Annotated in this window: 12 protein-coding genes and 3 tRNA genes; 5 read left to right on the top strand and 10 right to left on the bottom strand. The window is 62.8% G+C overall.

The genetic code is table 11. From position 1 onward, the window contains the following. Nucleotides 1–41: 41 nt before the first annotated feature. On the bottom strand, nucleotides 42–1,433 hold the full coding sequence (locus IM776_RS02335) for a M23 family metallopeptidase (RefSeq protein ID WP_228479867.1): 1,392 nt from the start codon (nucleotides 1,431–1,433) through the stop codon (nucleotides 42–44). Nucleotides 1,434–1,642: 209 nt separating this feature from the next. Between IM776_RS02335 and IM776_RS02330 the strand changes: the two genes are divergently transcribed. The 4 genes from IM776_RS02330 to IM776_RS02315 all read left to right on the top strand — a co-directional run bounded on the left by IM776_RS02330 (nucleotide 1,643) and on the right by IM776_RS02315 (nucleotide 2,450). Then, nucleotides 1,643–1,715, top strand: a tRNA-Glu gene (locus tag IM776_RS02330). A gap of 26 nt (nucleotides 1,716–1,741) precedes the next feature. Beyond that, nucleotides 1,742–1,815 (top strand) — tRNA-Asp (locus tag IM776_RS02325). 72 nt (nucleotides 1,816–1,887) lie between these two features. Beyond that, nucleotides 1,888–1,960: transfer RNA gene (locus IM776_RS02320), tRNA-Phe, on the top strand. A gap of 241 nt (nucleotides 1,961–2,201) precedes the next feature. Then, nucleotides 2,202–2,450: a hypothetical protein gene (locus IM776_RS02315; protein ID WP_194421478.1), complete on the top strand. Its 249-nt coding sequence runs from the start codon at nucleotides 2,202–2,204 to the stop codon at nucleotides 2,448–2,450. A 27-nt stretch (nucleotides 2,451–2,477) separates the two neighbouring features. Here the strand turns inward: IM776_RS02315 and IM776_RS02310 are convergent, their stop codons facing one another. From IM776_RS02310 to IM776_RS02270, 9 genes are all read right to left on the bottom strand, one after another. Beyond that, complete coding sequence (locus IM776_RS02310; RefSeq protein WP_194421477.1) at nucleotides 2,478–3,197, bottom strand: hypothetical protein; 720 nt, start codon at nucleotides 3,195–3,197, stop codon at nucleotides 2,478–2,480. Between the two features lie 601 nt (nucleotides 3,198–3,798). Further along, the gene (locus IM776_RS02305; RefSeq protein ID WP_194421476.1) at nucleotides 3,799–3,996 is read right to left on the bottom strand and encodes a hypothetical protein; all 198 of its coding nucleotides are present in this window, start codon (nucleotides 3,994–3,996) and stop codon (nucleotides 3,799–3,801) included. Then, nucleotides 3,996–5,117, bottom strand: a complete 1,122-nt coding sequence (locus tag IM776_RS02300; protein ID WP_194421475.1) for a tyrosine-type recombinase/integrase — start codon at nucleotides 5,115–5,117, stop codon at nucleotides 3,996–3,998. Before IM776_RS02300 ends, IM776_RS02305 begins: the two co-directional genes overlap by 1 nt. After that, on the bottom strand, nucleotides 5,107–5,343 hold the full coding sequence (locus tag IM776_RS02295; protein ID WP_194421474.1) for a helix-turn-helix transcriptional regulator: 237 nt from the start codon (nucleotides 5,341–5,343) through the stop codon (nucleotides 5,107–5,109). Before IM776_RS02295 ends, IM776_RS02300 begins: the two co-directional genes overlap by 11 nt. Then, entirely contained in the window at nucleotides 5,340–6,707 is a 1,368-nt protein-coding gene (locus IM776_RS02290; protein ID WP_194421473.1) for a replication initiator, read from the bottom strand. The genes IM776_RS02295 and IM776_RS02290 overlap by 4 nt, the downstream gene beginning before the upstream one ends. Beyond that, nucleotides 6,697–7,092 (bottom strand): hypothetical protein, encoded by a 396-nt coding sequence (locus IM776_RS02285; RefSeq protein ID WP_194421472.1) that lies wholly within the window; start codon nucleotides 7,090–7,092, stop codon nucleotides 6,697–6,699. Before IM776_RS02285 ends, IM776_RS02290 begins: the two co-directional genes overlap by 11 nt. Beyond that, a complete protein-coding gene (locus IM776_RS02280; RefSeq protein ID WP_194421471.1) occupies nucleotides 7,089–8,498 on the bottom strand; it encodes an FtsK/SpoIIIE domain-containing protein in 1,410 nt (469 codons plus the stop codon). The genes IM776_RS02285 and IM776_RS02280 overlap by 4 nt, the downstream gene beginning before the upstream one ends. After that, nucleotides 8,498–8,896: a plasmid replication, integration and excision activator gene (locus IM776_RS02275; protein WP_194421470.1), complete on the bottom strand. Its 399-nt coding sequence runs from the start codon at nucleotides 8,894–8,896 to the stop codon at nucleotides 8,498–8,500. Before IM776_RS02275 ends, IM776_RS02280 begins: the two co-directional genes overlap by 1 nt. 91 nt (nucleotides 8,897–8,987) lie before the next feature. Then, complete coding sequence (locus tag IM776_RS02270) at nucleotides 8,988–9,698, bottom strand: GntR family transcriptional regulator (protein ID WP_194421469.1); 711 nt, start codon at nucleotides 9,696–9,698, stop codon at nucleotides 8,988–8,990. A 252-nt stretch (nucleotides 9,699–9,950) separates the two neighbouring features. Between IM776_RS02270 and IM776_RS02265 the strand changes: the two genes are divergently transcribed. Continuing rightward, complete coding sequence (locus IM776_RS02265) at nucleotides 9,951–14,840, top strand: DEAD/DEAH box helicase (protein ID WP_194421468.1); 4,890 nt, start codon at nucleotides 9,951–9,953, stop codon at nucleotides 14,838–14,840. The last annotated feature ends 48 nt before the right edge of the window (nucleotides 14,841–14,888 follow it).

Genomic DNA, 14,888 nt, shown 5'->3' with positions numbered 1-14,888 from the left:
TGCGCGATCGCGGCCGAGGGCTTCTTCGTAGCGGGGGACGCTCAGACCGAGATGCCGCGCGCCGCCATGAAGTTGATCGGGTTCGTGTACCCGCCGTTGATGTAGACCTCGAAGTGGAGGTGGCAGCCGAAGGACCCGCCGGTGTTGCCCGAGTATCCGATGACCTGTCCGGCGTTGACCCGCTGCCCGTAGCGCACCGCGATGCTGCTCAGGTGTCCGTAGCCGGTGCCGACGCCGCCGCCGTGCTGGATGCGGATGTAGTTGCCGTAGCCCCAGGTCCAGCCGCCGTTGAGGCCGGCGTAGTCCACGGTGCCGGAGTGCGCCGCGTAGATCGGGGCGCCGCAGCCGTTGGCGAGGTCGACGCCGTAGTGCCAGCTGGACGAGCAGCCGTTGTTGTTGCACTGCTGCGAGCGCGGGCCGTAACCCGAGGAACGGTAACCGCCGTGCGGGCGGACCCAGCCGCCGCTACCGGCAGAACCGCCTCCGCCACCGCCGCCGCCGTTGTTCTTCGCGGCTTCCTCCGCGGCCTTGGCGGCAGCAGCCGCGGCCGCAGCCCGCCGCCGCGCTTCTTCGGCTTTGCGGACGCGAACGCCTTCCTGGTACTCGGCGACCGTCTTGCTGGTGTTGCTCTGCAGCGCTTCCAGCTGAGCCTTCAGCGTCTCGAGGTTCGCGGACTGCTCGTCGAGCGCGGCCTGAGCGGCCTGAGCGGCCTCCTGGGCCGCGACCATCTTCTCTTCGGCGACCTTCTGCAGGCGATCGCGCTCGTCGCGGGCGACGACGGCCTGGTCGCTGAGGGCCTGTGCCGAGTTGCGTGCGGCGACGGCGTCGTCGTACACCGACTGGTTGTATTCGAGGAGCTTGTCCATCGTGCCGAGGCGCGAGAGCAGGTCGTCGGCGTTGGTCGCCGAGCCGGCGAAGAAGAGCTCGAGGGCCGTGTCGTCCCCGCCGTTGCGGTATAGCTGGGTGGCCACCTGGCCTGCTTTGCGTGCGGAGTCGTCGGCGAGCAGCGCCTGCTCATCGGCCTGCGCTTGCAGCGACTCTGCGGTGGCGATGGCGGCGAAGTACTCCTGCTGCGCTTCGTAGTACTCGGCGGCGGCGGCTTCGGCCGCGGCCTGGGTCTCGGTGACGCGCTGGGCGAGCGACTGGATCAGACCCTTGATGCGGGAGACCTCGGCGGCCTTCGACGCCTCGTTCTTCTTGGCCCGCTGGACGTCATCCCAGCTCGGGTAGTCGGCGGCGTATGCGGCATTGATGCCGGAACCGATCCCGAAAGCACTGATAGCGACGACGCCGATCGCGCCGAGCCCGAGGGCGTTACGGCGGGTGAGTGCACCTTTGCCCCAGAGGGTACGGCGCTCGGCGATGCTGGGCGCGCAGCCACAGGAGTCCCCTGCTTCGAGCGCAGCATCCACGGCGGACTGCTCCACGTTCACACGGCCCCTTCCGCCGAAATCACACATGCCACACTAACAACATCTTTAACATCCGCAACAAGAAATTCCTGTCGAGCGGTCGCACTGCGCACCGTCCATCGTCCTCCCGAAACGCCCGGGCGGCCAGCAGGCTCGCCCTCGATTGGTGTTTTCGCCGCGTCATCCTTTATGCTTGAGCGTCGGCAAGGAAGTCCCCCGGGACGCCCTTCGGCCCCATCGTTTAGCGGCCTAGGACGCCGCCCTTTCACGGCGGTAGCACGGGTTCGAATCCCGTTGGGGTCACTCCATCCGATACAATTTAAAAGTATGGCCCTGTAGCGCAGTTGGTTAGCGTGCCGCCCTGTCACGGCGGAGGTCGCGGGTTCAAGTCCCGTCAGGGTCGCTCTATGCGACGGGCCCTTTTTTCGAAGAGGGCCTTTCGTCTAGGATGCGGCGGATTTACGATGTGCCGCATGGCTCTGTAGCTCAGTTGGTAGAGCGCACGACTGAAAATCGTGAGGTCACGGGATCGACGCCCGTCGGAGCCACAGGGGTCATCATTACAGTGATCCTAGAAACCCTCGCCTAGCTTCTACATGGCGGGGGTTTTGCTTTGCCCTGATGGGGGCGGGTTTCCAGAGTCGGCGGCTTAGGTCCCTGAGCTTATCGAAGGGCCCAGACTCACGCCGATCGTTGAGCGAGCGAATCCCACCAGAGCAGGCCCGTCAGAGGCGCTTGGGCCGGTCTGGGGCCGGTTGCCCCTCATTTTGCGTTGATCTCGGCGTCGGGATGCACGTCTGGACAGTCGGCACGACAGCATCCGCATATCGGGTGTTCGATGGTTCCGGCATCACCCTCGTTCTCGCATGTGCAGCGATCACAGGCACACTTCGTTCCCCTCGGGGGAATATCTTGAGCGGCCCGCTCCGCATCGCTGAGATCACCAACGAAGATGACTTCGTGGATCTCACCGTCGATCTCGACCGTGGTAGCTTCGTGTTTTTTCATAACCTGGCAGGCTACCTCGGGACGCACTGAAGCGTAACCCTCCGAGATCGAGCAATCCTAGACTGCGTCTCCCCCGCCGAGATCGACACCAAACTCGCGGGCCAGCTCATCCAGCGGGGTACTCTCGCCTGCAACCGTACGTTCACGCACGATCGCAGCGATGCTCTCTTCTTCGCGGCGCAAGTCTTCGAGCCAAGCGTCGATCAGTTCGAACTGGATCGGCGCGAAGCCGAAGGCATCTACACCGACGTGAAACTCGTGCGAGCCATGCGGCCCGAAGTCGTTCTCGTGCGTGTGTCCGTGGATCAGCGGAATACCGGCGTCGGCGGGACGATGCGAACTGTGACGCTCGACGCCGGTGCTGTCGCCCGCATACGGATAGTGTGAGGCCAGGAGCCGTGCGCCGTGACGCGTGCCCTCGACAACCTCAGGAAGAACCGTCCAGCCAGCGTCCTCGTAGATCGGTCGAAATCGCTCAATCGCCCGGTTCGACTGCGTCGCTGGGGAGACACGGTCATGATTCCCCGGGACGAGAAGGCGCTTGCCGTTCAGCCGCGACGTGAGTCCGACGCTCTGCTCGATAGGGCCGAGGGCAAGATCCCCGAGGTGCAGCACTACCTCATCCGGCTTCACGAGCGCATTCCATCGTTCGATCATCACAGCGTTCATCTCATCGACCGACGAGAAAGGCCGGCCGGCGAGTTCGCTGATCCGTGCGTGACCGAAGTGGTGGTCACTCGTCACGAAGTCGATCGCGTCGAAGTCGAAGTCGCTCACATTCGCTCCCCGTCATCGCCAACGTGGCGGTCAGAACTCGGATGCATCATGGTAAGCGCAGAAGGCCATCGACCCGCGAACCGGACGATCGCAACTGAGGCAAAGGTTGTGACCCGATGTCGTGCAGGTCCAGAGTGCGCTGTCCGCTTCCCGCTTCCGGTCTCGTACGCAGCCTCCGTACACACACCCGACCGCTGCGGTCGAGAAGTCAAGCCACTCGTCCCTGCGTCGAAGCAATTCAAGCTGCTCCTCCGCCCTCGCACCCACAACGATGCGAGCCGCCAGGCCGTCGCGCTTCTCGACAGCGGTCCGGAAGTGTCGCGCCTGAACCACGAACGGACCCGAGCCGAGGACTGTGCTTAGCGCGGCTGCTCGATCGTCGTCAAACGAGAGAAGATCTCCTGCCCCGGGAATCACCTCAAGCTCAGTATCGGGGCCGACCAGCCACCCCTGCACATCGCCAACGTTGTTCGACACCTTCACGACTACTCGCAGCCAATGTCCCATGAGATCCTCCTCCTTGTTGTGGGCGCTCCTCTCGCGCCTTCCTCATATAAGCCGTCGAATCAGCGGTTCGCGGACACCGGACTCCGAAGAAAGATCACGGCCAGCGCTCGAACACGTCCCGCAGCACCTCTACGTGTTGAATGCACCGCTCGAAGTACGCAGCTTCAGCCTCGTTCACGAAGGTCTCAACGTGACCTCTCAGCGTTCCGGCGTAGTCCTCCAGCGCGTTGACGAGGATCGCATAGCATTCAGGGTTCGCGAGCAGGCGCTCGAGATCGTCGCGAGCGTTCATCACTCCCCCTTGCCGAACAGAGAGTCAATTGCGGCCGCAGCGCGCTGGGCAGCATCGGAGCGAGCCCGGCTGTAGCGCTCGGTCATCTGCATGGTCGAGTGGCCGAGGATGGCTTGCACGTCGTTCGCGGACGCCCCAGCGTCGAACATCATGGTCGCGAAGGTGTGCCGCAGATCGTGGATACGTAGATCGTCCCGGTACAGCTTTCTACGCAGCGTCTTCCAGTCGACCGCACGCCGGACGTTGGAAGCGTTGATTCGCCCGCCCCTCGGTCCGGTGAAGAGAAGGTCGCCGCGACGCTTGCCCGACATGGCATCCGTCAACAAAGCAACGAGTGGCGTCGGTATCGGAACATCTCGCTCCGTATGCCCCTTCGGAGTCAGTTCCACGCCTAGGCCATCCGCACCAATGCTGAAAGCGCGGCGCACATGAATCGTTCGGTGCGCAAGATCGACATCCTCGATGCGCAGCGCCGTCGCCTCGTTGGCACGCATGCCGGTATAGACGAGGGAGGCGATGTAGCGCCGGTAGTGCACATCATCGATCGCAGCCAGAAGGATCGGTACTTCCGCGGCAGTCAGTGCCCGAGACCGCAAGCTAATCGACGTATCCGACCTCGGACGCCGCGCAAGCCGTGCTTGATTTAGCGGCACCAGTCGCGCACGGACCGCGCCGTCGAGTAGGCGACTCAGCACCGAGAGAGCATCGATGAGCGTCGACGACTGGCCCGTCCACCCCGCCATGGCCTCTTCGATCTTCCCGGCCGTCAGGTTCTCGAGTTTGATGTGCCCCAGCCAAGGTTTGACCCGCAGACGCCAGCCACGCTCGTAGGCGCGAGCAGTCGATGCGCGAATGCTGCCCTGAAGCACAGGCCAGTACCGCCTGTGCCACTGAGCAAGCGTCATGTCGCCGTCCGGGTGATTCCGGACTACAGACTCATTGCGAATCTTCTTGGCCGCCGCGAGGGTGTCGGCATAGAAGCTCCGCTCGCGCTGCTCCCCGTTAAGCCCGATCCCCCACACCCGCACTTGATACTTGCCCCGATCCTTGCGGAACCGAATCCCCTCCGGGAGCGGCCGACGCGTCTTCGGGTCGATCCGTGCGTCACGATCAGCCGACACGGCCAGTCCCTCCCGCCTCGAGGAAGGCGGCGACCGTCGACGCCCGCCACAGCATGTGCTTGCCCATGTGCGCGTCCGGGAACGGGAAGCGGTTCTGCCTGCGCAGCGAGTCGAACGTAGACAGCGGCACGCGGCAGAGTGAGGCTGCCTCGCGACGGGTCAAATAGTCGTTCTGCTCGACGTGCTCGACGATCTCGGTGTCTTCGATGAGCGTCTGGATGGTCATGTCGTACTCCTTTCGTTGGGTGGGTTCTTTCGATCGTGAGCGCGGTGCTGGCGCCACTGTCGCGCTGCTTCGGCGGCCTCTGTCGCGAGCGCTCGGTCACCGTCAGTGAGCCAGCCCATGCCTGCGTACGACCATGAGCCGATGACGAGCACCTCGTCAGGTGCAATCTCCTCGGTCGGTTTGGTCTTGGCGAGCAGGTGCTTCAACCTCCACGTGCGACGCGCACCACGGAGCGAGCTGAGCGTCACCGAGTACCGGCGCGACTTGGTCGAGAAGTGTCCGCGGAATCCGAGCATCCCGTCCCAGCGATGAAGCTGCGTGTATGGCCCATCCGGATCGACTTGAGTGGCGAGGTCGCGAACCATCGACTTGATGCGCTTGATGTGATCTCGTCCTTCGCCTGTCGGCTCGAGGTCTTCGGTCGCCTTCGTCGCGTACTTAGCGATGTACGCAGCGACTGCACGATCCGAGAGAGAACCGTCAAGTCCCTCCCGACGGACGATTGGTCGGACATCGAATTGCTTGCCCCAGTGAAGAACTCGAGCATGTTCGTCGCCCGGAAGCGGCGCGGCCGTGACCGAGGTCTTACGGACCGCAGCGTGGACGGCAGCGACGAGATGCTCGGTGGTTACGGCGACAGGAGGGACGGGAAACATCTGCTCGGGATGGACACCGTCCAACCGGACGATCGCATGAAAGTGCACGACGCCCCGTCGCTGGAACTCGGCGACCTTTGCGAACTGCAGACGCACGACGCGAGCAGCTACGCGCTGGGTCATCCCGAGGGAGCGAGCCAGTTCACGCCTGAGCCGAATCGTGAACCGTCGCCACAACTCAGGAGCGTGGAACTGCCACGCGATGTGACCCGCATAGTCATAGCACTGAGCGCAAACGGCATCGCCCCGACGAGGATCATCGTCGTCGTGGTGGCAACGGCATCCGGTCGGGTTGCCATGCTCGCAGACCCCGCTGCGCCGATCGGTGGCGGTCGAATGCACCGTCCCGAAGGAGGGCGCCGTCAGCGTCAGGAAGACCATCGGATGCTCGGAGACATCCTCCGGGACGTCCTTCATGCCGCCAGCGGCACCCGCCATGATCATGTGCCAGGTGTCGCCCTTGTACTCGTGACTGCACGACTCGCAGCGGGTCGCGCGGCGGTTGCCGCAACGAGTGAAGGTGACGCCGTCTGGTTCGTTCGCTGATGCGTACTCCGACAGCACTTCGCCGGATGCCTCGCGCAGCGTCGTGGAGGAGCCCACGAGCCGCACCGGGTTGTGACAGTATCCCGTCGACGCGAGGTTGCGCATCCAGCGGTCGTAGCCCTCGCTGCGCAGCCGGCGGGCGACAGATTCGTCAAGAAGCATCGCTGACCACCAGGACGGGGACAACGCAACCGAGGACATGCGCCTGATCAGCGGTGAATGCAATCGTTACACGGCAAATCTCATCGCTCTCGCCAGCTTCACGGCGCAGTTTTTGCCATTCGAGAATCTGCAGATCCGTGCACTCCGGGTTCGCGACGTGCGCACCGTAGTCCTCCTCCCACTCATCCCCCGTCGGTTCGTCGTATCGCGCGAGGATGTTGGTCGGATCGGCACCGTGCTTCCATCCGAGATTGCAAGTGAACGTCGGCGACGTGGGTGCTGGCGTCGCCACGGGCGCTGCGTCTTCTGCGGCTTGTGTCGAGCATCCCGCGAGCATCACCAAGCTCGCGGCAGCGAGCACAAGTACGGTCGTCGAGTTCTTCATGATGCGGCTTCCTTTCGTGGAGTGCGACGCGGGGCCCGAGGCGCACGTGGTGGACGTTCCGTTGATGCAGGAGGTTCAGGGACCACGACCGGGATCTGCCGCGGTGCGGCGAACCTCGACGCGATGTCGCGGATCATGTCGTCGGTGATCAATCCGGCACGAACTCGCTCGGGCGGACGCCCATCGTCGGGGAGCACGTATGCGACCCCCTGCGTATCGGGCGAGATCTCATGGCATCGCGCTCCGGCTGCGACAGCACCATCCCCGAGCACCATCGCCGTCTCCATGCGGTCACGCAGTCGGAGACCGACCGTCTGCGTGAAAAGCCCACGAGCAGGAAGCGTCTCCTTGCGGGGATCCTGGAGGCACGCGAAGACCATGAATCCCACGGCTCGGCCTTGTGATGCGAGCGTTGCGAGTGCTGCGTTCGCTCGGCGCAGGCGATCGCGATCGGTCTCATATGCGGTGAGCGCTGCGAGCTCGTCGATCAGGATCATGACGGTCGGGCTGTCGATGCTCGCTACGTGTTGACGTGTCTTGCCAGCGAGGTCCCGAGCGCGCTGCTGCATCGCCTCGACAGCCTCCTCCAGGACGATCACTGATCGTTCGGCATCCGATGCGAATCGCGTGAGCAACGACTGGCCGAGCGCCAGCTCCATACCGCCCTTGCGATCGATTCCCCAGACCTCGACGAGACCAGCATGGATCGGCTCAGCGAGGCCTAGCAGCATGCCCCAGACGAGCGACGCTTTTCCGCTGCCTGATGCGCCAGCAACGAGCGTGTGCGCGCCGAGGCGAATCGACCACAGGGCGCCGCTGGCGTTCAGACCCATTGGGACCGTCTTGCCATCCCATGCGATGGGGAGGTCGAGTACGAATGGCTCCTCGAGCGCATCGCCGTACTCAAGTCGAAGTACAAGCGCGCCAATGTGCTTGCCCTCGACAATTGCTCGCTGAGCGCCGAATGCCTGGGCGAGGAGATCCGCCTGAGCATGGAGATGCTCACGCCCCAGCCCCTGCGGCAGTGCGACGCCGAGCGCACACGTCGATCCGTTCCAGATCGGCTCGCTTATGCCCGGGATGATCGGCCCGCCCGTCACGTGATCTCGCACCGACAGCCCGAGATTCATTGACGTGTTGGACCAGGTCGAGACGATCTGTCGCGACACGTCGCGCCTCCACCTGTCGTCGGAGCTTCGCGGCATCCGCCGAGCGGTAATGAAGAACCAGATGCCAACCAGGGCCACGAGCGCCAGGCAGCCGATCGTGAATGCGGCCTGCACCACGGGGACGGGCGGCAGCCACGAGATCACGAGAACGAGCACTGCGGCCCACCACCATCGTCGAACGAGGATGCTGACTTCATCTCCCCAGCTGCGCAGCTGGCGTGGGACGGACTCACCCATTACTCACTCCCCCGAGGCTTGGGCGCCGCCTTCATCTCGCGAGCGCGGAGCGAGTACGCCACTCGGCTGCGTCCCGGGGTATCGGGCGTGTACGGCATGACGGCCAGCCCTTCGAAGATGACCGGGCGGAACGGGAGTCCGTTGAGCGCGGGCGGCAGCTGGGGCTCGGAGATGCTCGCGATCTTGACCATGACCTCCCCCTGCCCCCTCTTGGCTGCCGGATCCGCGTCGAAGACACGCACCCGCCACATCGGGTGGCCCGTGTTCTTGTCGAGATCCTGACCCTGCTGCTTGCCGTCGTCGGACCACTTCATGACCTGCTCGACTTCACCCACGACGTATGCGCCCTGAGGGAAATAGGTCTCGAAGCTGACCGGGATTGCTGACTGAATTGCCATAATGGCTCCTTTGGATTTGAGAACATCTAGGCGTCTACTCGTCTAGATGAGTTAAGACTGACAGACATATAGATGAGCTGTCAAGAGGTGCCTATTGACGTTCGATTGTCGTGACTGCCCAGGAGCCTGCGCGTTGGCTTCGCGCTAGAAGTAGAGGCGCCTCTTCGCCATCGCTGCGCCCGACACGGGTGACGATCAGATCGCCTTCTTGCCGACTCCCATCGCCGGCCCCAGCCGCGCGGACGGACACCACCCAGCTCGATGCTTGCTCAATCGCCCGCAAAGCGGCGTCAACCGCACGACCTTCAGCACCGGGAACAACGATCGTGACGACCTCTGGTCGCAGGTTCAGATCCTCAATCCGGAGTCGGATCGAGGAGAGCTCAGCATGCGGTCGCTCCATGAGTGATTCGGCCCACATCTCGATGCCTGACTCAACCGGCGAGACTTGCGGATCAACCTGTAGCGCCCCCGCGACAGCTTCCCGCCACGATGGCTCTGAAGGCATCATTGCTCCACCCGCCTGGACGGATCCAACGGATCGCCGCTCCCCCACGAATACACCCACTCCATGCTGAACACGAAGAACGTCATCTTGCCGCAGCACGCGCAGCCCCTCGCGGACCGTCATACGCGAAACACCAAATCGCTTCACGAGATCAGGCTCCGAAGGCAACTGCGTGCCGGGCTCAAGCTTCGAATCACGGATCACTCGCCGGAGTTGATCCGCAATCTGCGCATACGCCGGTCGAGTATCAGCGCGTACCACTGCTCGGAGAGTATCGATCGGGAACTCAGTCATCTAGACATCTTACGGAGTGAGGTCGCTCCTCGCTCAAGACGAGGTCGAGCTGTGAGAACTTTCTTTACTCGTTCAAGGCCGGCCTGACGGCCGGCTATCGGAGAGGGTGCGTCCGTCTGCGGTGCGTCCGGTCCTCGCTCCGCTGCGGTCCGGGCGCTCCTCGCCGAACGCACCCTCTCCACCGAAGATCCATCGGCCCACTTCTCGGTAAGTTGTAGCTGACCAACCGACTACATAGCGAACGCGGTTCAAATGACAAACTCCTCAATCGCGAGCATCCACGACGTGCTCGACCAATACCGCAAGGTTGCCTTCGACGAGTACGACAAAGGCTCGCACTTCGAGAGGCTCATGCAGGCGTTTCTCCGCACCGAGCCGCAGTACGCCGAACTGTATGACCGGGTCTGGCGTTGGTCGGAGTACCCAGAGCGTGGCAACCGCACTGACACGGGAGTCGACCTAGTCGCCCGCAATCGAGACACGGGAGAGCTCACCGCGATCCAGTGCAAGTTTTTCGCGCCTACGACCACTGTGACGAAGCCGATGCTCGACTCCTTCCTTTCTGCCTCCGGCAAGATGACAGTCGACTACATTCCTGAGTTCGCCGGGCGACTGGTGATCTCGACCTCAGACAAGTGGGGGAAGAACGCCGAGGACGCGATCTCGGGGCAGTCGATCCCCATCGAGCGTCTGCGCGTTCAAGACCTCGATGACTCGTCGATCGACTGGTCGCAGTTTGTGTGGAACGAGCCCGCGAAGCTCGAAAAGAAGCGCCTCAAGACCCCGTTCGACTACCAGCGCACCGCCATTGACGATGTCGTCGCGGGCTTCGCCGAACGCGACCGCGGGAAGCTCATCATGGCGTGCGGCACGGGGAAGACCTTCACGTCGCTGCGCCTCGCGGAGAAGGTCGTGCCGCTGGGCGGAACCGTGCTGTTCCTGATGCCATCGATTGCTCTGTTGTCTCAGACGCTCAAGGAGTGGACGATCCAGGCAGAGGTGCCGATCCGCTCGTTCGCGGTGTGCTCGGACGTGTCGGTCGGTAAGCGTCGCACCGAGGAAGACATCCCGATCACTGACCTTGCATTCCCCGCGACGACGAACGCTTCGGCGCTCGTCAAGCAGTTCTCGCAGGGTGACGGCTCCGACAAACTCACCGTGATCTTCTCGACGTACCAGTCGCTCCCCGTGATCTCGAAGGCGCAGGGAATGGGGCTGCCCGAGTTCGACCTGATCGTCAGCGACGAGGCGCACCGGACGACGGGCGCTGCGATGTCGGACGACGATGAGTCAGCGTTTATGAAGGTGCACGACCAGAGCTTCGTGCAGGGCAAGAAGCGCCTCTACATGACCGCAACGCCGCGCATCTTTTCGGATGGCACTCGCAAGAAGGCGGGGGAGATCGGCGCGAAGCTCGCCGACATGGATGACGAGGCGGTCTACGGACCGGAGTTCCACCGGCTCGGCTTCGGTCAGGCAGTCAGCATGGGTCGCCTCACCGACTACAAGGTGCTTGTTCTCGCTGTGGACGAGGGCTTCGTCGCGCGGGAGTTCCAGTCGCTCATGTCGCAGGACGGCTACGAACTCGCCATGGAAGACACCGCGAAGATCGTCGGAACCTGGAATGGACTCTCGAAGCGGTCGGTGATCCCCGGAGAGTACGAGGATGACCCCTCGCCGATGCAGCGTGCGGTCATGTTCGCGAAGGACATCGCGACCTCACGCAAGCTCGCGGATGCTTTCCAGCAAGTCGTTGAGGGTGAGATCGAGCGCATTGCGGGGTTAGGCGCGGACACCTCTCGGTTGCTCAACGCCGAAGCCCGTCACGTTGACGGCACGCAGTCGATGCTCGTGCGAAACGAGAAGCTCGACTGGCTCAAGGAGTCGTCGCCAGAGAGCACCGTCCGCATCCTCTCCAACGCGAAGTGCCTATCCGAGGGTGTGGACGTTCCGGCGCTCGACGCGGTGATGTTCATGAACCCGCGCAAGTCGGTCGTGGATGTGGTGCAGTCGGTCGGTCGCGTCATGCGCAAGATGGCGGGAAAGAAGTTCGGGTACGTGATCCTCCCGATCGCGATTCCCGGTGGCGTCGAACCCGACGAAGCGCTGAATAACAACGACAAGTACCGAGTCGTCTGGCAGGTGCTCCAGGCTCTACGAGCACACGATGAGCGGTTCGATGCAGAGGTCAACAAGATCGACCTCACGAAGAAGACCAACCGGCTCATGGTCGATGTGATCGGCGCGGGCGGCGGCAAGAGCGACGACGAGGAAGACTCCGCAACCAAGGGCGCCGACAAGGTCCAGGGTGCGCTGCAGCTTGACTTCTCGAAGATCGAAGCCTGGCGTGATGCGATCCTCTCCAAGATCGTGCAGAAGGTCGGTCAGCGACGCTACTGGGAGAACTGGGCGACGGATGTTGCCGAAATTGCCCAAGCTCACTCCGATCGGATCAACGCGCTCGTCGGGGGTGAGAACAAGTTGATCCACGAGGAGTTCGAGGCGTTCACCGAAGGGCTCCGGCTGAATCTGAACCCGGACATCACCCACGACGACGCGGTGCAGATGCTCTCGCAGCACCTGATCACGCAGCCGGTGTTCGATGCCCTGTTCGAGGGGTACGCGTTCAGCGAGAACAACCCAGTATCGCAGGTGATGAACCGGATGGTCGAGGTGCTTGACGGCCAGAATCTCGAGAACGAGACCGACAAGCTCGAGCAGTTCTACGAAAGTGTGAGGACTCGAGCAGCGGGTATCGATGACGCCGGTGCGAAGCAGACGATCGTCAAGGAGCTCTACGAGAAGTTCTTCTCCACCGCTTTCTCCAAGACCAGCGAGAAGCTCGGCATCGTCTACACGCCCAACGAGATCGTGGACTTCATCATCCACTCCGTCGAGGACATTCTGAAGGACGAGTTCGGCTCATCGCTCTCGGATGAGGGTGTACACGTGCTGGACCCGTTCACCGGGACCGGGACCTTCATGGTGCGGCTGCTGCAGTCCGGGCTCATCAAGCAGACTGATCTAGCGCGGAAGTACCGCTACGAGCTGCACGCGAACGAGATCGTGCTGCTGGCGTACTACGTGGCGGCGATCAACATCGAAGAGACCTACCACTCGCTGCAGGGCGGCAACTACGTGCCCTTCGACGGCATCGTGCTCACGGACACCTTCCAGATGTTCGAGGACGACGACAAGATGGACGACCTCGGCGTCTTCGCGGCCAACAACGACCGTGTGATCGCGCAGAAGGAGCGCGACATCCGAGTCGTGATCGGCAACCCGCCGTACTCCAAGGGGCAGAGCTCGGGCAACGACGACAACGCGAACAACCACTACAAGACCCTTGACGAGAGTATTCGCGACACGTACGCGGCAAGGTCGACGGCCAAAAACAAGAACAACCTCTACGACAGCTACATCAGGGCGATCCGTTGGGCGTCCGATCGGATCGGCGACGAGGGCATCGTCGCCTACGTTTCCAACGGCGGGTACATCGACGGGAATACCGCGGATGGCCTCAGACTCTCACTAATTGACGAGTTCACCAGCGTGTACGTTTTCAACCTGCGAGGTCACGCACGCGGTTCTGGCGAGCAGCGTCGAAAGGAGAAGGACAACGTATTCGGGCAGGGGTCGCGAACCACGATCGCAATCCTGCTGCTCGTGAAGAACCCGAAGCAACACGCTCCGGGGAAGCTCTACTACTACGACATCGGCGACTACCTCACGACTGAGCAAAAGCTGGGCAAGATCGCTGGCTTCGGCTCAGTGAGCGCGATGCCGTGGAAGCAGCTCGAGTCGTCGCCCGAAGGCGACTGGATCGGTAAGCGCAGCGGTGCGTTCGCGGGGTTCGCGCCCATCGGCGAGAAGGACAAGGCGAAGGCACGCGAGACCCGGGTGTTTGATGTCTTCTCCAGAGGCGTCGAGACGGGGCGAGACGCATGGGTGTACTCCTCTGCGTCGGCGCCGCTGAAGCAGCAGGTCACGGAGATGATCTCTGCCTTCCAGGATGCTCGACAGGTATGGCGAGATGCGGGCTCACCAAAGGATGCGGCTGCCTTCACCCGTCAGCCCGAGTCGGAGATCAAGTGGACGAGCACCTTGCGCGCCGAGTTCGTACGAGACACAACAGCCCAGGTAGTGAAGAAGCACCTTGAGTACGTCGGCATGTATCGCCCGTTCTTCAAGCAGCACCTCTACTTCGATCCGATTCTCAACCACCGCCAAGGCCAACTGAGGCAGGCTTTTCCGACCGCTGGAGCCTCGAACCTTGGGATCTATGTGACAGGTGTGGGGTCGGTTGTCGCGTTCTCTACGATGATGCTCGACTGTACCCCCGATCTCCACTTGACTGGAGCCGGCAGCGGGGGCCAGTTCTTCCCCCGCTACGCCTACCGGGAGATCGAGGACGACCCGACGACCCTGTTTCCCGGCTCCGGAACCCTCCCGGTCTTCGATGAGATCGAGGGCAGGCTGGACCTCAGTGGTACAGGCGAGGACGCGCCAAAATACGAGCGCGTCGACAACATCACCGACGAGATCCTGCGCGACTACCGGGACGCCTATGGAAAGAGCGTGACGAAGGACGACATCTTCTTCTACATTTACGGCTTGCTCCACTCACCCGAGTACCGCGCCGAGTTCGAGTCCGATCTGAAGAAGATGCTGCCGCGGATCCCGAAGGTGAAGGCCTTCCGGGAGTTCGTGAAGGCCGGTCGGGAGCTTTCTGCGTTCCATCTGGATTACGAGAACGTGCCCAAATATCCGCTGACGGTCACGGAGCGCGAGGGCGCCCCGCTGCGTGTGACGAAGATGCGCTACGGCAAGAAGACTGAGGACGGCAAGAAGGTCGATGACAAGAGCACCGTCATCTACAACGACGACATCACCGTCTCAGGCATCCCAGTCGAGGCTCACGAGTACATGCTCGGCTCTCGCTCGGCGTTGGACTGGGTTCTCGAGCGCTACCAGGTGAGGCCCGACAAGGCATCCGGGATCGTCAATGACCCGAACGCCTGGGGCGACGAGCACGGCAACCAGCGCTACATCCTCGAACTCCTGCAGCGCATTACCACGGTCAGCGTCGAGACCGTCAAGATCGTCGGCGGGCTGCCGCCACTGGAGGTCGTCGGTGCTTGAATCTTTAACCGTCTCAGGGGTGGCGTGTTTGGGTGCTGATCCGCTACC

Source organism: Microbacterium abyssi, assembly GCF_015277895.1.
GTDB lineage: Bacteria > Actinomycetota > Actinomycetes > Actinomycetales > Microbacteriaceae > Microbacterium > Microbacterium abyssi.
The sequence above is the reverse complement of the archived record's forward strand: the minus strand, read 5'-3'. Positions and strand labels throughout refer to the sequence as shown.

Coding starts and splice junctions, on each gene's coding strand:
- IM776_RS02275 (WP_194421470.1), bottom strand. CDS start 8,896: ATGGCAATTCAGTCAGCAATCCCGGTCAGCTTCGAGACCTATTTCCCT.
- IM776_RS02280 (WP_194421471.1), bottom strand. CDS start 8,498: ATGGGTGAGTCCGTCCCACGCCAGCTGCGCAGCTGGGGAGATGAAGTC.
- IM776_RS02295 (WP_194421474.1), bottom strand. CDS start 5,343: ATGACCATCCAGACGCTCATCGAAGACACCGAGATCGTCGAGCACGTC.
- IM776_RS02315 (WP_194421478.1), top strand. CDS start 2,202: ATGCACGTCTGGACAGTCGGCACGACAGCATCCGCATATCGGGTGTTC.
- IM776_RS02265 (WP_194421468.1), top strand. CDS start 9,951: ATGACAAACTCCTCAATCGCGAGCATCCACGACGTGCTCGACCAATAC.
- IM776_RS02305 (WP_194421476.1), bottom strand. CDS start 3,996: ATGAACGCTCGCGACGATCTCGAGCGCCTGCTCGCGAACCCTGAATGC.
- IM776_RS02285 (WP_194421472.1), bottom strand. CDS start 7,092: ATGAAGAACTCGACGACCGTACTTGTGCTCGCTGCCGCGAGCTTGGTG.
- IM776_RS02290 (WP_194421473.1), bottom strand. CDS start 6,707: ATGCTTCTTGACGAATCTGTCGCCCGCCGGCTGCGCAGCGAGGGCTAC.
- IM776_RS02270 (WP_194421469.1), bottom strand. CDS start 9,698: ATGACTGAGTTCCCGATCGATACTCTCCGAGCAGTGGTACGCGCTGAT.